We start from the raw sequence: 17,962 nt of genomic DNA, 5'->3' as shown, positions 1-17,962 counted from the left end.
GTTTTGCCAGCGGAAACTCTGACAAAGGTAGAAACTCAACCCGAAGTTTTGCCAGCGGAAACTCTGACAAAGGTAGAGACAAAACCTGCTTTAGTAACTGAGGTAGAGAAAACTGAAACTACTCAAGTTGTTGTAGCCGCAAATCCTGTAGAGTCGGTGAAGGAAAGTCAGCCAACAGCGGCGGTTGATAGTAAAGAAACTCCAGCGATTGTGCCGCCGACAGCAGCGGAAACTATGCCAGTTGTAGGCACGAATACTGCTGTAGACTTGCGGAACAAGGAGATAGTTACTCAGACTGAGACTGCTGGTGTTAATGATGCTGCACCAAAAGAGTTATTGCCAATTTCTCCAACTGTTGCAAAACCAATTGAGAATAATTCGACTGCGGCGGTGACTGAACCGGTTAAGCAGGAAGTAGCACAAAACAATAATAATGTCAATGCTGATTGGATTGCGCGATTGGATAGCATTAAACAGCGTTTGAGTAATTTGGGTGGTGCTGATGTTGTTGCCGAAAATGCGATCGATCGCACTTTGATTGCTCGTTTGGAAACGATGACTGAGAAGTTGAGAGTGCAAACTGGGGCGACTCCTATTTCGGATAATACAGCGGCGTTGATTTCGCGGCTGGAAGATATGGTTGTGAAAGTCGCACCTAAACCAGTCGAACCTGTTCAACCAGTACAGTTTGAGTTTCCTAAAGCCGATCGCCCTTTGGTAGGTTTTATCACTGATACTGGCTTGACTGTCAATAATCCTGCTGAGGAAAAGAGTCCGATCGTTGCAGAGGAAAAACCCGCAAATAGCACAAACAATCCTTCCCCATCAGCTAATGGAGTTAATAGTAACCAGGCGCAGCCAGTAGTTCGCACTCAAGATAATTCGAGTCTGTGGGTAGAATCTCTGATTAAATTTGTGGATGCTGCTAAAGTATCCAAGCAACCCCATGCCGTTGTGAATATTAACATCAACCTGACTCAAACTCAGCCTGATGAAACTGTGATTCCCCGCAGCGAACTAACGGCGGCGGAACGATCGGCGATCGCCTACGCATATCAGAACAATGTTATTATTGTTGTTCCGGCTGGAGATAACTCAGGCACAATGTCGGCTCTCGGTCTATTATCTAAGGAAGTTGACAACGTAGTTACTGTCGGTGCGGCTCAACGATTTAACGATTCCGTTGCACTATCCAATGCCTTTAAATTGGCAGATTATTCCGGTAGCGGCAATACTCTCGATATTCTCGCTAACGGTAGCAGCGGCAATACATCCAGCACAGAGGTTGCTGCTGTTGAAGTCACGAATGCGATCGCCCAAATTTTAGCAGCAAATCCCAAGCTGAATTACACTCAGGCAATTGACATTATCAAGCGTACTGCTACAGACCTCGATCGACCTAATTGGGACGCTCAAACTGGGTCTGGCTTGCTGAATGTGGCGGCTGCGGTGCAGTTGGCAAAGGTAACTATACCGGAACTTTACACGCTTAAACCCGGACAGCGAAGTATTACCGATGTCTTCATTTCTCAACATCCGATCGCCAAGCAGTTACCAGGAGATCCGACTCATCCTATGGTGAAAGTCCCTGGAATTCCTCAAACAAATGTCGATCGGGGCAGCAATAATCTTGCTAATGCAACGCAACTGATTCCTTCCGCTACCGAAGATGTCATCGATCAGGTTAGCAGCGTCGATCCGTCGGATATTTATCGGGTTGACAGTCGCTACTTAAATGGTGCTAAGTTTTCCGTCCTTTCAGGCGACTTATCCGTCAGCTACCTGACAACTTCTGGACAATTATTGGGGACTCAATCCTTCAGCAAGGGCAGTCATAAATTGCAGTTGCCAGCCAATGCACCAGCAGAGGTGATTGTCAAAATTGACCAACGCAATGCCGATCCTGCAACTTACGTTCTCTCTGGTTTTGAGAGTACCGCGACTGAGCCGTTTAATATCGATCTGGAATATGAAACGCCGCTGAGTGCTTCGCAACAAGCGATTATGCAAGCCGCTGCAAAAAGTGTGGCTGGATTAATTGGCAAAGGGTTGCCGAGTGCAGTGGTTGACGGCAAGATTATTGACGATATCAATATCAAGATTTCCACTGCCAATATTGACGGTGCCAGCGGCACTCAAGCGCGAACTAAAATTGATTTCATGCGCTACGGAAGTATGTTGCCCGCTCAATCTTTAGTGCAGTTTGATGCAGCGGATATTGCCGAGTTGGAGCGTTCTGGAAAGTTGTTTAGCGTTGTGCAGCACGAGTTTTTACACGCTTTGGGTTTTGGGAATCTTTGGGAAGCTAAGGGTTTGGTGAATTATGCGGGTACGCCACTGGCTCAGTATAACGGTGGAAAGGCGGTTGATGCGTTCAAAGATTTGGGCGGTTTGACTGATGCTATTTCTCTGGAAACTGAGGGTAAAGGTTCGGCTGGTTTCCACTGGAATGAGGCGCTGTTCCAAGATGAGGTGATGACGGCTGATTTGAACTTCAGCGGCAAGGCTGGCAATGCGCCGATTAGCCCTGTTACTATTGCATCTTTGGCCGATTTGGGTTACGAGGTGAATTTGAAGGGGGCAACTCCAGATTTTGGGTTGTTTGGCGGTCAAGGGTTCAGGGTTGATGATTTAACGCCAGAGCAGCTTGAAGCCTTCCGAGAACTGGCTGAAACTTCTTTTGAGGAACCGGGTGCGGAGTATATTGCTCCGATTATGCCGACGGTTGACCCCGATAAGGTGTCGCCAGAAATCTGGGCGCACGCGGAACGGTTCTCGAAGAATGGCGAGTATTACGATTGGGAAAAGATTGTTATTGGAAACTGGCGGCAAGGTCATACGATTAGCGACTACGTTCTTCAACGGATGACACATCCTAGTAAGGACGACCATCGTTCTGCTATTGCGAAAGCTAATGACCCGGATTATTGGCGATTTATTTCCAATAAGAATGGTTTTCCCGATCCTAACTGGATTGTCCAAGGCAATGAAGGTTGGATTCCAGTCTGGCATCCCAACTATGAGCAAGAACAAGAGGCAGAACGGCTACAGCGCGAAGCAGAATTAAGGCAGCGGCAGGAAGAAGAAGCTCGTATTCGGCGGGAACAGGAAGAGGCTTTTGCGCGGGATCAAGAGCGAGTTCGTCAAGAAGAGGAAGCACGGCGACGGGAAGCGGAAGCCCAGCAACGGGAACTTGAAGACCAACAACGGCGTTTGCGTGAACAAATGGAACGCCGTCGCCAAGAGGAAGAACGCCGTCTGGAAGAAGCGCGGTTGGCTGAGTTGGCTCGTCAAGCGGAGATTGCTCGTCAGCAAGGTAAGGGAGGATTGGATTGGTATCTTGCCAAGCCTATGCCTGAGTTTGGGCCTGTCGATCCGTTTGAGACATCTTTAACGGGTGAAACAGTTGGACATTTGGTGCCGGATGATTACTATCGCTTTACTTTGTCTCGCGGTGGTCGGATTACGGCTGAACTGAAAAAGCTGTTGGCTGATGCAGATTTGGTTCTCTACGATGTGCGGAATGAACCTATTGCCTATTCGATGCGGGAGGGAATTACGGATGAGCAAATTATTGCTGATTTGATTCCTGGTACTTATATGCTGCGAGTCAATAGTCCTAAAGGTGTGACGACGGATTACGAGCTGATTGTTAAGTTCAAACACAAGCTCTCTCAATCAGAAATAGGGCCACCTTTAGGGTGGAAAGTTGGTGGTAATGGCAATAGTGGTGGTGGCGGTGGGGCTTCTGGCTCACTGTTCAGCGATTCGCGTATTCAGCGCATTTATGATACGGCATTGGCGAATTTTTCAGTGCCAGAGCGGGCTAAGGCTAATGCCAAGATTGCCGAACTTGAGCGCGAGAAGCGCAGCTATGAGCAACAGATGCAAGAGTTGCTCGACCAGATGAATGCGGAGCAACGGCAAAAGGTTCATCAGGCTTTGGATGATGCTCGTCATAATGCCAATGTTTGGGTTGATGGCATTGCTAATCCGATTAAGGGTCAAGTTGATAATCTGGCTGATGGGATTATCAATAAAGCTAATTCGTTTGCGAATAGCTTAGAAAACACAGTAAATCAAGTTCCTGATTACGGAATTGGCTGGGTAAAAGATCGGAAAAATGACGCTAAATGGTTAATTCGCCAAGGACGAGATGCTGTCACGAGTGCGGTTAATAGCGCTCGTAGTTGGCTCAGAGGTAAGCTAATTGAGATTCAAAATGGAGTGAATTCAGCAATCCAGCAATTCTTTGATACGATCAAGAATGCCTACCGCACTGGAGCAGAGATTAATCAGATTATTGCGAATGCGGCTCAAACTTTCCGAACTAAGGTCGATCAAGCCGTTCGAGGTGCTAATAATCTGATTGGAGAGTTCAAAGGTCACGTCCTGAGCGCTACTGATTGGACGAAAAATCTTGGCATCAATGTCGATCAGTATGGTGTTAAGTTTAATTTCAATGTTTACAACAACATTGTCAAGCCTGCGGTGGATGGTGTTGCGGATGGTTTCCAATCGACAATTAGCGGAATTGGAAGTGGTCTGAAGGGGATTATTGATTGGATTGAACCTCGCACTCAGAAGACGGTGGCGGATATTGTCAATGCCATTTTGGGAGACAAGACAGGTCACTTGTGGAATCAAATTAATGGAGTCGATGCTAAGATTGCTGCCACTCGAACAGGTGTAGAGAAGGCGATCAAAGATCAAGGCAATCTCTACAAACGTTTACTTGATGATTTTGTTAATGGCTTAGGTAGTGCTAGCAACTTTGTCATCGGTGCTTTGATGGGAGAATTTAATAATGATCCCTCAATCTGGCAAGTTCTGCTTGATTCTGCAATTGGTATGATTCCGATTGCTGGAGAAATTGGTGATGTTCGTGACTTGATTGCCTACACTAAGAAATTTATCGATAACCCATCTGAGATGCAAGATGCTTGGAACTGGGTGGGTGTTGTCGGTTCCTTAGTTGGTCTGGTTCCAGTGGCAGGAGGGGCTATTAAAGGTGTCACCAAAGTAGCTCGCAATGCTGATTTCGTGACAGAAATGAGAAAGCTAGGTCCTACTATTGTTGATGCTGTTGTTGATTTTGCGAAGCGAACTGATTGGGACTCACTAGCTACCAAGTCTAAAAATTTCTACCTCAAGATTTTGGATACTATCGAAGGGTTATTACGGAAACTCAATGATGGGATTCGCTCATTTGACAACCTACTACCCAAGCTGGGTATCCTTCAGCATGAGTATGTAATTGGAAAATTGCCGAATGAAGGGTTCTTTGCCGATCTAGCAGACAATGTTCGGCAACTAAGGCGAGAAGTTCCACAGAAAGTGGATAAAGCGTTTGCTTTTCTTAAAGGGAAAGTTGACGAGGTGGTCAGTTCAAGAGTCCCAGCACCTGATAATTACCGTGGCAGGTATAATGCAGACAGAGCTGCTAAAGGTCAACCCAGGCTCCCAGATGATTGGGATGCTCATCATGCCATACCTCAGTTCTACAAAGACCATCCAGAATTTCAAAACTTTGATTATCACGCTCCCTCAAACATTCGTGGAGTTAAAGGCTCTCGCGCTGACGAAAACATTCACCAACAGATCACAAATGATTGGGCAGAGTTTCAACGTTCAAATCCGAGTGCAACTCGATTGCAAATTGAAAATTTTGCAAAACAGATAGATCGACAATACAGCCAGCACTGGTTTCAATAAAGGAGACTAAATGAACGTAATTAAATGGATAGATGAAGTTAATTTAATGTTGAAAAAAATGAACGAAATAGCCTTCAATTATCCTTTAGGGGATAATATGATCCGAATTCCAGGGAACAACACACTATTACCCCATCTGATGACAATATCAGGACTAGCTTCATCATCTTCCTTTATATCCTTCTTTGAGCAATGTGATGGACTCAATCTTCCAGATGTTTATGTGGGCTATTACATCCACACAATTGAAGGTATTCTAAGAGGAATTGAAAACGGTGAACCAGTTAGAATATCTGAACCTATTAATTGTAAAATAATAGTTTTCGGATCGGATGGTGGTGGTGGTCGCTTTGCACTACGTGTTGATGAACATAATGAGGTATTGTATTTGCCTGCCGGATCTGTTTATCATGGGACATTCGATGGGCAAACAAAACATATCAAATTATTATCTAATGATTTTCTCGGCTTTCTAAAGCGTTTTAAATCTGATATTAAGAGCTTTATTGAGAATGAAAAAGGCTGGGAATACATGGTTTAGCTTAAGGAGTATAAGAATATGCAGCGATTATTGAGGCAGATAAATAAAATTTGATTAAGCTACGTTAACACACCTTTAGGGATAGCCTCCTATTTAGTGGACATTCGCTGTAGTGTTACAATCACTGTCAAAAATTTTCTGCAACGCTCTGATTGTTCGTCACCTTACACATTAACCAAAATCAGAAGCTCGCACCCAATCTTGACGAATTTATTCAATCAATTCAAAAGAGCGATCGCATTTACAAAGCCTCCCTCTCCCGCCAATCCGCTGCCACAAATATCATCCCTAGTTTAAGTGTGAAATGATGATGGCATTATCCCAAAAATCGGCTAAAATTTGGTTGAGCCTTCCCGAATATCCTTTAGAAACTCTTCCTTCCTCAGCTTATATTCGTTGCTCCCTGACAACGACTGTTAAGAACATCCTAGAAAAATGCTACAATTTTGTGAGTACAGAAAGTGCAAATAACCAAGAAATATTACCTAATATTGAACTCTTTTTTAACTCAATTAAAACCAGCCAAAAGATTTACAAAGCCTCCCTTTCCCGTCAACTTGCCGCCGACCTTCCCCCCAACATCGAACAAACCGCCCTCAAAGACGAACCCAAAGACTGGTTTATCAAAACCGCCGACTTTGGCGATGACTACGATCGCGTCCTCCAACACCGCGACGGCGAATTCACCCAACTCCTAGAAGATATCGCCCGCTACCATCAAATATTCCAACAAGGCTATGACAAAATCATCCTCATTCGTCCCACTACTTACACCGGCTACGACATCCTACTCACCGCCGCCATGCAATGCTTAGGCTACACCAAAGAGCAATTTCAATTCATCATCGTTCAACCCATCAAACTCTACGCCTTCCACAAACCTACCCAGCAAATCCATCCCATCCCCGACATCGCCCCCGCAGAATTGCTCAAAGCCGTGAGTATGGATGCACTGCGCTGGTACAGCCTCCGAGTTCCCCTCACAGAAGTTGCTCCCATTAACATCAGCACAGCAGGAAAACCCACCCCGCAAGATAGCCTCCATCGCGTTCAATCTGCATATCTTCGTTGCTGTACCCTGCTGCAAAAAGCACAGCAGCAAGGCATCATTCAGTTAGAAACCAATGGGGGCGACGAAATTTCCCCTACAGAAATCGCAGCTAAACTCATGTCATTACCAGATTATGTCTGGGAATCTCCCGATGCCGCCACCCTAGCCAACCTTCTGCAAGCCGTTCCCAAAATCCTCGAACAAAGCGCCACCGAAATTGCCCCCCATCTGCTTTGCCGCCACCTGGAAGCTATTAGCGAAACCAGCCTGCCGTGGTTGGATTCCCTCACTCTCAACCCCCAAAACTGCGCCCTTTTGTTAGCTGCGAAGCAAACAATTTTTGAGTTGTTAGAGAACGTTTTGACGATCGCCCTTCCTGAGTCAACTTTTCCAGACTCAAATCTCCGATTTGTAAAGTTTTCTGAAGATTAGGCGACATTCTGCATAAAACTAGCGCCTCCCTCCAGATAGATAAGTGACGGCTGGTTTTTGAGTGCGACGGGCGATCGCCCTTTTGGAATTTGTCAACAAGTGCGATCGCTCTTTTGGAATTAGTCAAAAAGTGCGATCGCCTTTTTGGGGCTGTGAGTGCGATCGTGCTGTAGGATGAAAAAACTACCAAAATGATATAATCTTACAATTCCCAAAATCTATATTTTAAAAATCAGCCATTGACACAATCCGATCGACCCACCGACGCAAAAACACCCTGCATCATTAACGATCGCAAGCTCGATTACTTATTCAATGTCAACATCAAGCCAGACGCTCATAACTCAAAAAGAGCGGTACAAAATAGACAACAACTAAATCGCTTGGGATTTGATGACGATTCTGAATCACGTCAATTTATTCAAACTCATCTAGAACAAGCAGTCCAAGAAGAAAGTAATATTGTTGAGCGATTTATTAATATTTATACAAACCACACTACAGGAGAAGAGGCTACAATAGATACAGAGCTTAGAGATTCACGCTCTACCGGGGAGAACCGGAAAATTCGCCCAAGTCCAAAGTTCATGGGAAGTCTTGCCCGATGGAACTCGCCGCTTTCTCAGTGCTATAATCTATGGAAAATAACTCAATATCTTAGGTAAGAAAATGGCAAAAATCAATTTACATGATGGATTTGATGAACTAGCTTTTCTAGAATTATTTTGTGAAGAACCAAAAGATTCCCAACCCTCCGATGGCTATTGGTGTTATGAAGTGACAGATTCATTAGGTGTCACCCTCAAATTTGGAATGAATATCATTCAAAAATCAGTTCAAATTGAATTAAAAATAGCCGATGCCACTGTAGGTATTATGTGTTTTGAACTCGTGAACTTTATTGAAATTAATGATTATATTAACGGTAAATTAGAATTTTTAGTTGCCCCCAAAAATGAAGAATTCAAAACTTTAGTTCAAGTTGAACTGCGACCGAGAATTAAAGTTGATTGTTCAACTCTGAGCCTTTGCCCGATGGCTGCTTAGCCTTGATAAACTACAAGGTCGTGAAGCGGAGCTATCCCGTAGGGAATCGCCCTTTTGGAATAAGTCAAAAAGTGCGATGCTTGGAATTAGCGAACAATCTATCCTCCTTCATGTCCCCCCCTTCTTAAGGGGGGTTAGGGGGGATCTGGCCTCACAAATCACCCTCAATCCAACCCAACAACTCCCCACAAACCCCCTCAAAACTCTGCAACACCTCAACATTCGTAAACCTGACAACCTTCAATCCATACCCCTCTAAAATCCCAGTTCTTTCTGCATCATATAGTTTCCCTTGTTCCGTAAAATGACTCTCGCCATCAATCTCAATCACTAACAGTAAAGCCGCACAATAAAAATCTACAATAAAATTGTCGATCGCTCAGAAGAATCGGGTCTTATTTCTCAGCGAGCAACATGATGAATAGATTCAATATATCGCTCAATTTCCTCCTCTGTGCAACTAATTCCCTTCTGCCAAATTTCATATTCACTGATATCTATCTCATCATTCCAAACCAGTGCATAACCACCAGGCTCAACTGTAAAATTTCGGAAAAACCCAGGATTACTTAAGGTCGTAAACATCGGATTATCTAATAACTTAGAGATGTCGTATTTTTTAAATTCTAGATTGGTAAACTTAACCATCAATGTGCGGTCGTCAATAGCTTTAGCAGAAACAATGCGTTCAGGTTTCATAAACAGATCGGAGTTATTTTAATGGTGGAAGTTTACTAAATTCTTGGCTATTCCACATATCCAGCAGTTCTTTCTGGTACAACGTAGCCCATTCTATTACCAGCTTTTGGGCCCGATTCGGTAAATCTCCTTCTATAATTTCTAAAGACTCAATACCGATCAAAGCGTTGTACTCACCGTAAACTGCGTGAAAATGAGGAGGTGGGTGATCCCCAAAGAAAATTTTGATGATTATTCCGTAAAATCGTGCAACTTCTGGCATAAAGGTTCTTTAAAGAATGATACGAGGACTATTATAGCCGAGCCAAGGAGACAATATTAGTTTATCCCAAATCATGTCTACTCGACAACTAGAGCGAGATCCCTTTTTGGCAGGGAAAGGTCGATTGCTCTTTTTGATATGGAAAGGTCGATCGCTCTTTTGGTATAGAAAGGTCGATCGCTCTTTTTACGCATCGCGCGATCGATATTGAGTCAACTTTTCCATAGTACAATTAAATTATGTTGCCTAATATTTTATCCGATCGCCTCGATCGCACCCAGCCACCCATTCAACTCCCCTCCCCTCATGTCCCACCCCCTACTCCCCTTCTTAAGGGGGGCGCCAGGGTGATCTAGCCTCAAAAATCACCCTCAATCAAACCCAACAACTCCCCACAAACCCCCTCAAAACTCTGCAACACCTCAACATTCGTAAACCTAACAACCTTCAATCCATACCCCTGTAAAATCCCGGTTCTTTCTGCATCATATAGTTTCCCTTGTTCCGTAAAATGACTCTCCCCATCAATCTCAATTACTAACAGTAAAGCCGCACAATAAAAATCTACAATAAAATTGTCGATGGGGCGCTGTCTCAAAACTCGAAAAGGGAATTTCTGAGAAAATTTTGCCACAGTTTTTTTTATGATGGAGTTGGATTTTTCCGCAGTTGTTTGGCGATGGGGATGAGTTTTGGGTTGTATGGTAGGTGGAAGTTTGAGTCGTTTAGTTTTGGCATAATCCCCCCTAGCCCGCCTTAATAAGGGGGGGACAAGATGTTAGTTGAAATTCTCGGTTGAGTTGCTTAGTCTCGGACTGATCCCCCCTTAACTTGCCCCCTACTCCCCCTTAAGAAGGGGGGGACTGGATGTTGGTTGAGGTGGATGGTTGAGTCGTTTAGTCTCGGATTGATCCCCCCTAACCCCCCTTAAGAAGGGGGGGACAAGATGTGCATTGAAATTCATGGTTGGGTCGTTTAGTCTTGGATTGATCCCCCCTAGCCCCCCTTCTTAAGGGGGGGACATGATGTTCATTCAAATTGTCGGGGAAGGGGCGATATTTAGGGAATATTTTTAGAATTAGTTGATCTCAAATTATGTGTACTTGACAAAAAGGGCGATCGCCCTTTTGGAATTTGTCACAAAGTGCGATCGCCCTTTACCCCTTTTTCTCAACCAAGGGCGATCGCTACCAATTAATTACCGTTAAACTTGTTACCTTTCCAAACTCTCGATCGGCCGTCACCAAACTTGCTGAATTTTGGATTGCCATTGCTGCAATAACCGCATCTGGTAGTTTCAAGCGATGTTGCTGGCGAATTTCAATGATTTTTTCAATCAAAACAGCATCCATCGCTACTAAACCAAGAACCTCCACTCGTTGCAGAAACTGCTCAAAAATCTGACGATCGTCTTGAGTCAGCCCAGGAAATACCAGAAACTCAATTTTGCTAATAACTGAAACTCCGATCCAATCCGCATCTTTAAGTAATTCAATTAGTTGAATATTTCCTTGAAGCAAAGCAACGATCGCATTCGTATCCAACACATAGCGATTACCACTCATCGCGTAGATTCCTCTGCATTGTTACTGCATCTCCCTGCCAAGTTAATCGCCCCACCAAATCAGAGAAATCATAGCTGTGTTTCTGCTTCTCATCGGACGAAACCGGATTCAAAACAACTAAAACTTCTCGTTCTTTTAGCAATTGTAACCCAGCCAGAATCACTTCAGAAGCAGATGAGTACCTACCGTTTTTGACTGTTGATTGAACAAACTGCTCTAGTTCAGGAGTTAAGGATATATTCATGATGTTGAGTCACCTATTTGAGTCAACTATTACCCCCATAATAACAAAAATTATCAAATTTTGTTATTGATTTTTTTTGCGAGGGGAAGATTTTGCGAGATCCTTGCTTGTAAGCGCAGATTAGCGATCGCCCTTAGTTCCTCTTTCTCAAAAAAGAGCGATCGCCCTTTTGGAATTAGTCACAAAGTGCGATCGCCCTTTACCCCTTTTTCTCAGCAAAGAGCGATCGCCCTTTTGGAATTAGTCACAAAGTGCGATCGCCCCTTTGGAATAAGTCAAAAAGGGCGATCGTTCTTTTCAAATAAACTCTATATGGTTCTGCATATCCGACGGTTCAAGTACCTCCCAAATCAGAATCAAACCGCGCACAATTTCACCCAGTGAACGGCTGTTTTGGTGACAGTAAACAATACCGCAATGCTCTAAACCGCGTTGATGAATTGCTAAAAAATCATCATCTTGGGTAAAGATTGCTCGTTCTTGAGCAATCGCAAAAGCTAACTGTTCTTCATCCGCAGCACCTAAAAGTCGTGCTTCCGGTGTAGTCGTGACATCAATACCGCGCCTTCTTAAAGCTTCTGCGATCGCCCGTTCGACTTGTTCATCACAATGAAATCGGATCTTTTCCAAGATTCTGCCCTCTCAATTTCTGCTGTACCTTGGAAGGAGTTTTTGCTTGCAATTCCCGCACAAAAGCATCGCTATCTCGAATTTGTTGTCGAATTTCCTCAAGATGGTCGTGGTAATAAGTCAAGGCTGCGTATACATCTGCTAAAGTAATTGTGGGATACCGCGACACAATTTCATCAGGAGACATTCCCATCTTTTCGTGCCAAATTACAACATCTTGAACCCTAATCCGATGTCCGGCAATGCGCGGTTTACCGCCACAAACACCCGGAGTAATTTCAATATGTTCCGCAATCACTGCTGTCATAGAATTTCCTCAAAATTCAAGTTAGCATTTATATTAGTTTATCCCAAACCGTGCCTACTTGACAACTAAGCCGATCGCCCTTTTAGAATAAGTCAAAAAGTGCGATCGCCCTTTTGGAATAAGTCAAAAAGTGCGATCGCCCTTTCTTGCTTTTTCTCAACCAAGGGCGATCGCCCTTTTGGAATTCGTCAACAAGTGCGATCGCTCTTTTTGATATGGAAAAGTCGATATCTCTTTTGTTCTGAGTCAAAAAGGTCGCTCGACTTTTATTTAAGCTGCCACGATTGCCGGACTCGGAGGCACTAAATCTTCTTCTTGGCAATACTCAAGGTAGCTGGAGCTCGCTTCTTTAGCATTGGCGATCGCTTCTTCATAAGTTTTCCCATAAGTACAGGGCTGCATTGCAATTGTTGCAAACTCTGGCAGTCTTACCAAATACAGTCCATCCTCTTGTGACGATTGAATTAATAAACTATAGCGGTAATTCATTCCTCTGATTCCTCTGCTGAAGAATTGTTTCTAACTCTTGAATTGCTTTTTTTAACAATTTCTCCAAATACAATGGTGTATCCTCAACACAAGAAGAGATTTTAGGATCTGCCGTGGCGCTAGTGTGGGTGGCGGTGTGGCATTTCTGGGGGTGGCCGCGCGAAGTAGAAATTGCTAGAGGTAAGCCGGAGGCTAAGAAAAAGCGATCGCCCAATTCTAACTCACCCCCTCCGAATCCGGTAGAACAAGAGCTCAACCAGCTCAAAGCGACAACTGGAATGAATCGGATGAAGCCAATCGATTTTAGATTTTAGATTTTAGATTTTAGATTTTAGATTTTAGATTGACTTGCGCGAGATAAATGCTCTTTCTTGAGGATTTTCGATTTTAGATTTTGGATTGATTCCACGGATAAATCACGTGACGGATGCCACCTTTGAAATTCGCTTGTCAGTAAGGAATGAGAATTAAATAACTTACAATGCGTGATGGTTCTTGTGGGATGGGCGTCCCGCCCGTCCAGAAAGGGCGGGCGGGACGCCCAACCCACTTTCAAGAGTGTAAATTATTTAATTCGCGATCCTAAGACGATCGACCCAGCCAACTCCTGAAGTTCCTCAATGGTACGTGTTTCGCAGCGGTGAAGCCAAAGGGCCCTATACCAGATTGCAATTATGGGAGATTGAGGAAATCACAGCCAGAACCAAAGTGCGGCGCGGGGAAGCCGAGTGGCAGCGCGGCGGTGAAATTCCAGAATTAGCGTCGTACCTCACTCAAAAATAAGACAGTACACGTCACCGCACGTCGATCGGCGCCCAAGACGATCGCACTGCCCAGAAAGTAGCGCTATTCTTAGAAAAGGGATTTGTGTCAGCGAGACTCCCGGAGATTTTTATGAATATTACTTTGAGTCCTGAGCAGGTGAAATTGATCGAAGCGCAATTAGCATTGGGGCAGTTTAGCTCGCCGGAAGAGGTGATTACAAAAGCCCTCCAGACTTTGACTCAAACACGCCAGCATTATTGGGAGTGGGTGGAGGAGGTGCGCTCAGGCGTGGAGGAAGCGGAGGCGGAACTATCGCGGGGTGAGGGAATCCCCTTAGAGACTGCCATCGAGCAATTGCAGGAAAAGTTTCGCAAGGCGCGAGAGGTTCAGGGATGAGCCGATGCTTTGTCTCTCGAACTGCAAGCCGAGACTTGAATGCCATTGGTGATTATTTTGTGGGTTCAAGTTTATAAAAAAAAGCCCTCAACTTTGTGAGGGCTTTGCGATGCCAGGAACGAGACTTGAACTCGTGACACGTGGATTTTCAGTCCACTGCTCTACCAACTGAGCTATCCCGGCTTGTTTTTTCGCGCTTTACTATCTTAGCAGACACATACAGAATTTAGCAAGCACTTTTTCAAATTAATTTTCGATCGCCCGGAACCGCCCGCCTGTAAGCTAAAAGCTGCAACCTAAAATCCAAGAACCGCAATGGCACAGCAACATCGGGACAGCGAGGGCAAGAGTCTGCTTGTCTTAGGCATAATTTGGCTGCTGGGGGCAATTAGCGATCGCCTCTGGTTTGCCTTCGATCGATCTGTCCCGGCGTGGGATCAAGCAGACTACCTGACTAGCACCCTGAAATACTTGCAGGCGTTGCAGCATCCTCAGTGGCTTTCCGGGGAGTGGTGGACAAACTTCTGGCTGCTTTCGACCAAAATTCCGCCCTTGGCATACATCTTAACCGTTCCGTTTCTTCAGGTTTTCGGTACTGGGGGCGATCGGGCAACCCTCGTTCATCTCTTATTTAGTGCAATTCTCCTCGCCTCAGTCTACAATCTGGGCGTCCAATTATTTAACCGGCAAGTCGGTTTGTGGGCCGCTGCAATTTGCGTTTTGTTACCCGGACTTTATGGGCTGCGCTTGCAATTTTTACTCGACTATCCCCTCACTGCGGCGATTACTTTGGCTTTCTATTGTCTGACAATGTGGAAGGCTTCTGAAGGAAAGAAGGAAGAAGGAAGTTCGGCAACGGATTTTATAACGGATGTAACGGATGTAACGGATAGAACTCAGTTGGAAGAACCAACAAAGAAAAAGTATAAATTCTCCCCCTCCCCCAATCTCCCCCTCTCCCCGTCATCTTTCTTTTGGGCGATCGCCTTTGGAATTTCTCTCGGTTTATCAATATTAGTTAAACACACTACAGTATTATTTCTGTTTACGCCGATTGTGTGGCTGGCTGTTGGTGCTGTGCGCCAAAAAGCTTGGGGAAGATTAGCTCAATTAGCAGGTAGTTTGTTGCTGTCTGCGGCGGTGTTTGGGCCCTGGGCGAAAACCAATTGGCTGTTAATTTTGACCGGGGGAAAACGGGCAACGGTGGATTCGGCGATCGCCGAAGGAGATCCGGCCCTCAATACGATCGACGCTTGGATTTACTACGGTCAACGCTTACCCGAACAGATTTCTTGGCCTCTGTTACTTATTCCCTTAGTAGGATTGATACTTTATTGGCGTCGTCGGCAAGATAGTTCGTCTATCTTTTATCTCAACTCCTGTCGGTGGCTGGCTGTTTTCTGGGTAGGAGCTTATTTAATTAATTCTCTAAATATCAACAAAGACGACCGATATGGTATACCTTATTTGCCAGTTTTATCTATTTTCTTAGCCTACTGTTTAACGCTGTGGCCTTCGCGGTGGGGACGACAAATTCGCTGGGGTACAATTGGCTTGGCAATTCTGGCAATGCTGTTGCATATGTGGCCGCTGGGAGGGGCTTTTGGACATAGCTTAGTTCAAATTATCAGTCCCGGCAATTCTAACTATCCTTACTTGGGGAAAGAGTGGCCGCACCGAGAGGTAATTGCCGAAATAATCGATCGGGAACCTTATTTGCAATCTACTTTAGGCGTGTTGCCTTCGACGCCGGAAATTAATCAGCATAATTTGAATTTTTACGGTGCTTTGGCGAATTTTCAGGTTTACGGGCGGCAGGTGGGAACGAATTTAAAAGACGTGCCGCAAGATGTGCGATCGCTCTCTTGGTTTGTAACCAAAACAGGCCCGCAAGGTTCGATTCGTGAACGGATTAAAAAAGCTCAAAATGCAGCGGTGACGGCAATTGAAAAAGGTGATAAATTTGAGTTAGATAAAACTTGGATTTTGCCAGATTATACTAATTTAAATCTTTATCGGAAGCGAGTGCAGCCTGTCGAAATACAGCCGTTGAATGAAGGGCGATCGCAAGTACAATTAGATCGAGTTACTGTCGCTGCAAAAGCAGTTCCGGGAGTCGCGCTATCGGTAACATATACTTGGTCTGGGCCTTGGCAGCAGTTGCAGTCTGGTTTAGTGTTGGTAACGTGGGAAAATCAGCAGTCTGGCGATATTCCACCGGGACAGACTTTCAGGATTTTACACGATCGCGCGATCGGTCAAGCGACTTTGCATCCGGGGATGCTGGAAGCGGATAAATTTGCTGTGGGGTTTCGAGTTGTCGATCGCACGGCGATGCTTCCTCCTGCTAATATTGCACCGGGCACTTACAATCTGCAAGCTACTTATCTAAATCGGAAAACCGGCGAAACTTATCCGATTAATGTGCCGGCAGTTAGTGTTAAAATCGAGGCAGAGCCTCTGGATATGCGTTCTCAGGCAGAGCCTGGGAACGAGAATAATGAGGATAATACAGATAAGCCTGAGTTAGATTTGGTGACTCAATTGCGGGCGATGGCGGTTAATTTACCCAAAGGATTGCCTGGTTTAGAACCCGTGTTCGAGCAGATTGGGCGCATCAATCAATACGATCCAATTCAAGATTATACCGTGCAAGCGGAACAAGCGTTAGAATATCGGTTGAAACAGGAACCCAATAATCTAGAATTGGCTTATGCTTTGGCATTTTCGCGAGTATTGCAGCAGAATGTCCAAAGTGCGATCGCCGCCTTAGAAAAAGTCACTCAACTCGACTCAAAAAACCCTTACGCTTACGCCTATCTCGCTTTCGTACACCTGTACGGCTGGCATCCCAAAGCCGCTCAAACAGCCTTAAAACCTGCTCTCGCTCTCAACTCCAACCTACCGGAAATTAGAGTTTTAAACGGTGTAGCGCAACTAATGCAAGGTAATCTCATTCAAGCATGGCAAGATTTGCAATACTTAAAAAAACTAAAAATTTAACAATCCCATTTAACAATCCCTTTTATTGTGGCACGGGCGTCCCGCCTGTGCTTCGCCTGTGCTTCCGAATCGGTAAAAAACAGAAAACCAATGAACCAACCAAGAATTGTCTCTCTAATTCCCAGTGCCACCGAAATTGTAGCACTTTTAGGATTAACCGATGCAATTGTGGGCCGTTCCCACGAATGCGACTATCCCCCAGAAATCCAGAATTTACCTGTGTGCACTCAGCCTAAATTCAATCCCGAAGGAACTAGCAGCGAAATTCACAACCGCGTGACAGAATTGTTGCAAAATGCGCTGAGTGTGTATAAAGTAGAAATAGATACTGTGGAAAAATTGCAGCCGACTCACATTATTACTCAAGCTCAATGTGAAGTCTGTGCTTGTTCTCTAGCGGATGTTGAACAAGCGGTAAGCACTCTGGTAAATAGCAAGCCGGAAATTATTTCTTTGCAGCCGAATCTGCTAGCGGAAATCTGGACGGATATTCAGCGAGTTGCTGATGCTTTGGGCGTAAATGGCAAAAGTGCGATCGACCTTTTGCAATCCCGCATCGATGCTATTATCTTAAAAACCAAAACATTAACCGTTAAACCCAAAGTAGCTTGCATCGAGTGGATTGAACCTTTGATGGCTGCGGGTAACTGGATGCCCGAATTAGTCGCAATGGCGGGAGGCAATTCGCTGTTTGGAATTGTCGGGAAACATTCCCCTTGGTTAAAATGGGAATCTTTAGTAAGTAGGTCGGTATAAAAAAACAAAGGTAAGTAAAGAAATGTTAACAACTAGAATTGGAACTGAATTTAAAGCGAT

At 44.8% G+C, this 17,962-nt stretch carries 21 protein-coding genes and 1 tRNA gene; 11 read left to right on the top strand and 11 right to left on the bottom strand.

Going from position 1 to position 17,962, the window contains the following annotated elements:
• Positions 1–3 precede the first annotated feature (3 nt).
• The 5 genes from QUA88_RS07000 (at position 4) to QUA88_RS06980 (ending at position 8,786) form a co-directional block, all read left to right on the top strand.
• Complete coding sequence (locus tag QUA88_RS07000; protein WP_333270986.1) at positions 4–5,715, top strand: S8 family serine peptidase; 5,712 nt, start codon at positions 4–6, stop codon at positions 5,713–5,715.
• Between the two features lie 10 nt (positions 5,716–5,725).
• A complete protein-coding gene (locus QUA88_RS06995) occupies positions 5,726–6,256 on the top strand; it encodes a hypothetical protein (protein ID WP_333270983.1) in 531 nt (176 codons plus the stop codon).
• 304 nt (positions 6,257–6,560) lie between these two features.
• Positions 6,561–7,739: a DALR anticodon-binding domain-containing protein gene (locus QUA88_RS06990; RefSeq protein ID WP_333270980.1), complete on the top strand. Its 1,179-nt coding sequence runs from the start codon at positions 6,561–6,563 to the stop codon at positions 7,737–7,739.
• A 239-nt stretch (positions 7,740–7,978) separates the two neighbouring features.
• Entirely contained in the window at positions 7,979–8,404 is a 426-nt protein-coding gene (locus QUA88_RS06985) for a hypothetical protein (protein ID WP_333270977.1), read from the top strand.
• Positions 8,405–8,408: 4 nt separating this feature from the next.
• Positions 8,409–8,786: a hypothetical protein gene (locus tag QUA88_RS06980; RefSeq protein ID WP_333270974.1), complete on the top strand. Its 378-nt coding sequence runs from the start codon at positions 8,409–8,411 to the stop codon at positions 8,784–8,786.
• A gap of 151 nt (positions 8,787–8,937) precedes the next feature.
• Here QUA88_RS06980 and QUA88_RS06975 read toward each other — a convergent pair whose 3' ends face one another.
• The 3 genes from QUA88_RS06975 to QUA88_RS06965 are packed head-to-tail and all read right to left on the bottom strand — an operon-like array spanning position 8,938 to position 9,747.
• Positions 8,938–9,150, bottom strand: a complete 213-nt coding sequence (locus QUA88_RS06975) for an endonuclease domain-containing protein (RefSeq protein WP_333271073.1) — start codon at positions 9,148–9,150, stop codon at positions 8,938–8,940.
• A 38-nt stretch (positions 9,151–9,188) separates the two neighbouring features.
• A complete protein-coding gene (locus tag QUA88_RS06970) occupies positions 9,189–9,485 on the bottom strand; it encodes a DUF2442 domain-containing protein (protein ID WP_333103361.1) in 297 nt (98 codons plus the stop codon).
• A gap of 13 nt (positions 9,486–9,498) precedes the next feature.
• Entirely contained in the window at positions 9,499–9,747 is a 249-nt protein-coding gene (locus tag QUA88_RS06965) for a DUF4160 domain-containing protein (RefSeq protein ID WP_106332426.1), read from the bottom strand.
• 73 nt (positions 9,748–9,820) lie between these two features.
• On the opposite strand from QUA88_RS06965, the gene QUA88_RS06960 reads away from it, so the two are divergent.
• Positions 9,821–9,958, top strand: coding sequence for a hypothetical protein (locus QUA88_RS06960; RefSeq protein WP_333103360.1), 138 nt, complete (start codon positions 9,821–9,823; stop codon positions 9,956–9,958).
• A gap of 147 nt (positions 9,959–10,105) precedes the next feature.
• On the opposite strand, the gene QUA88_RS06955 is transcribed toward QUA88_RS06960, so the two are convergent.
• The 7 genes from QUA88_RS06955 to QUA88_RS06925 all read right to left on the bottom strand — a co-directional run bounded on the left by QUA88_RS06955 (position 10,106) and on the right by QUA88_RS06925 (position 12,982).
• On the bottom strand, positions 10,106–10,381 hold the full coding sequence (locus QUA88_RS06955) for an endonuclease domain-containing protein (RefSeq protein ID WP_333208229.1): 276 nt from the start codon (positions 10,379–10,381) through the stop codon (positions 10,106–10,108).
• A gap of 553 nt (positions 10,382–10,934) precedes the next feature.
• Complete coding sequence (locus QUA88_RS06950; RefSeq protein WP_333270970.1) at positions 10,935–11,312, bottom strand: type II toxin-antitoxin system VapC family toxin; 378 nt, start codon at positions 11,310–11,312, stop codon at positions 10,935–10,937.
• On the bottom strand, positions 11,302–11,556 hold the full coding sequence (locus tag QUA88_RS06945; RefSeq protein ID WP_333270967.1) for a type II toxin-antitoxin system ParD family antitoxin: 255 nt from the start codon (positions 11,554–11,556) through the stop codon (positions 11,302–11,304). Before QUA88_RS06945 ends, QUA88_RS06950 begins: the two co-directional genes overlap by 11 nt.
• Before the next feature lie 297 nt (positions 11,557–11,853).
• Complete coding sequence (locus QUA88_RS06940; protein WP_333103358.1) at positions 11,854–12,186, bottom strand: DUF5615 family PIN-like protein; 333 nt, start codon at positions 12,184–12,186, stop codon at positions 11,854–11,856.
• Positions 12,161–12,493, bottom strand: a complete 333-nt coding sequence (locus tag QUA88_RS06935; protein ID WP_333054723.1) for a DUF433 domain-containing protein — start codon at positions 12,491–12,493, stop codon at positions 12,161–12,163. The genes QUA88_RS06940 and QUA88_RS06935 overlap by 26 nt, the downstream gene beginning before the upstream one ends.
• An 82-nt stretch (positions 12,494–12,575) precedes the next feature.
• Positions 12,576–12,743: a hypothetical protein gene (locus QUA88_RS06930; protein WP_333260388.1), complete on the bottom strand. Its 168-nt coding sequence runs from the start codon at positions 12,741–12,743 to the stop codon at positions 12,576–12,578.
• 20 nt (positions 12,744–12,763) lie between these two features.
• Positions 12,764–12,982, bottom strand: a complete 219-nt coding sequence (locus tag QUA88_RS06925) for a type II toxin-antitoxin system HicB family antitoxin (RefSeq protein ID WP_333208226.1) — start codon at positions 12,980–12,982, stop codon at positions 12,764–12,766.
• Between the two features lie 113 nt (positions 12,983–13,095).
• On the opposite strand from QUA88_RS06925, the gene QUA88_RS06920 reads away from it, so the two are divergent.
• The 3 genes from QUA88_RS06920 (at position 13,096) to QUA88_RS06910 (ending at position 14,143) form a co-directional block, all read left to right on the top strand.
• The gene (locus QUA88_RS06920; protein ID WP_333270963.1) at positions 13,096–13,296 is read left to right on the top strand and encodes a hypothetical protein; all 201 of its coding nucleotides are present in this window, start codon (positions 13,096–13,098) and stop codon (positions 13,294–13,296) included.
• A gap of 313 nt (positions 13,297–13,609) precedes the next feature.
• Positions 13,610–13,765 carry a GYF domain-containing protein gene (locus tag QUA88_RS06915; RefSeq protein WP_333054718.1) on the top strand — a complete coding sequence of 52 codons (156 nt, stop codon included), beginning with the start codon at positions 13,610–13,612 and terminating at the stop codon, positions 13,763–13,765.
• Between the two features lie 111 nt (positions 13,766–13,876).
• Positions 13,877–14,143 (top strand): hypothetical protein, encoded by a 267-nt coding sequence (locus tag QUA88_RS06910; protein ID WP_333054717.1) that lies wholly within the window; start codon positions 13,877–13,879, stop codon positions 14,141–14,143.
• A gap of 110 nt (positions 14,144–14,253) precedes the next feature.
• Here the strand turns inward: QUA88_RS06910 and QUA88_RS06905 are convergent.
• Positions 14,254–14,326: transfer RNA gene (locus QUA88_RS06905), tRNA-Phe, on the bottom strand.
• Between the two features lie 132 nt (positions 14,327–14,458).
• On the opposite strand from QUA88_RS06905, the gene QUA88_RS06900 reads away from it, so the two are divergent.
• On the top strand, positions 14,459–17,146 hold the full coding sequence (locus QUA88_RS06900; protein WP_333270959.1) for a phospholipid carrier-dependent glycosyltransferase: 2,688 nt from the start codon (positions 14,459–14,461) through the stop codon (positions 17,144–17,146).
• Between the two features lie 90 nt (positions 17,147–17,236).
• Positions 17,237–17,902 carry an ABC transporter substrate-binding protein gene (locus QUA88_RS06895; protein WP_333270955.1) on the top strand — a complete coding sequence of 222 codons (666 nt, stop codon included), beginning with the start codon at positions 17,237–17,239 and terminating at the stop codon, positions 17,900–17,902.
• The last annotated feature ends 60 nt before the right edge of the window (positions 17,903–17,962 follow it).

Origin of the sequence: Microcoleus sp. D3_18_C2 (assembly GCF_036702395.1) — a bacterium.
Classification (GTDB): domain Bacteria; phylum Cyanobacteriota; class Cyanobacteriia; order Cyanobacteriales; family Microcoleaceae; genus Microcoleus.
This window is presented reverse-complemented; position numbering and strand designations above follow the sequence as displayed.

What these genes read in the sequence shown, in the direction of transcription:
- QUA88_RS06990 (WP_333270980.1), top strand. Translation starts at nt 6,561, where the DNA reads ATGATGATGGCATTATCCCAAAAATCGGCTAAAATTTGGTTGAGCCTT.
- QUA88_RS06895 (WP_333270955.1), top strand. Translation starts at nt 17,237, where the DNA reads ATGAACCAACCAAGAATTGTCTCTCTAATTCCCAGTGCCACCGAAATT.
- QUA88_RS06910 (WP_333054717.1), top strand. Translation starts at nt 13,877, where the DNA reads ATGAATATTACTTTGAGTCCTGAGCAGGTGAAATTGATCGAAGCGCAA.
- QUA88_RS06900 (WP_333270959.1), top strand. Translation starts at nt 14,459, where the DNA reads ATGGCACAGCAACATCGGGACAGCGAGGGCAAGAGTCTGCTTGTCTTA.
- QUA88_RS06960 (WP_333103360.1), top strand. Translation starts at nt 9,821, where the DNA reads ATGTCTACTCGACAACTAGAGCGAGATCCCTTTTTGGCAGGGAAAGGT.
- QUA88_RS06965 (WP_106332426.1), bottom strand. Translation starts at nt 9,747, where the DNA reads ATGCCAGAAGTTGCACGATTTTACGGAATAATCATCAAAATTTTCTTT.
- QUA88_RS06950 (WP_333270970.1), bottom strand. Translation starts at nt 11,312, where the DNA reads ATGAGTGGTAATCGCTATGTGTTGGATACGAATGCGATCGTTGCTTTG.
- QUA88_RS06980 (WP_333270974.1), top strand. Translation starts at nt 8,409, where the DNA reads ATGGCAAAAATCAATTTACATGATGGATTTGATGAACTAGCTTTTCTA.
- QUA88_RS06970 (WP_333103361.1), bottom strand. Translation starts at nt 9,485, where the DNA reads ATGAAACCTGAACGCATTGTTTCTGCTAAAGCTATTGACGACCGCACA.
- QUA88_RS06995 (WP_333270983.1), top strand. Translation starts at nt 5,726, where the DNA reads ATGAACGTAATTAAATGGATAGATGAAGTTAATTTAATGTTGAAAAAA.
- QUA88_RS06945 (WP_333270967.1), bottom strand. Translation starts at nt 11,556, where the DNA reads ATGAATATATCCTTAACTCCTGAACTAGAGCAGTTTGTTCAATCAACA.
- QUA88_RS06925 (WP_333208226.1), bottom strand. Translation starts at nt 12,982, where the DNA reads ATGAATTACCGCTATAGTTTATTAATTCAATCGTCACAAGAGGATGGA.
- QUA88_RS06935 (WP_333054723.1), bottom strand. Translation starts at nt 12,493, where the DNA reads ATGACAGCAGTGATTGCGGAACATATTGAAATTACTCCGGGTGTTTGT.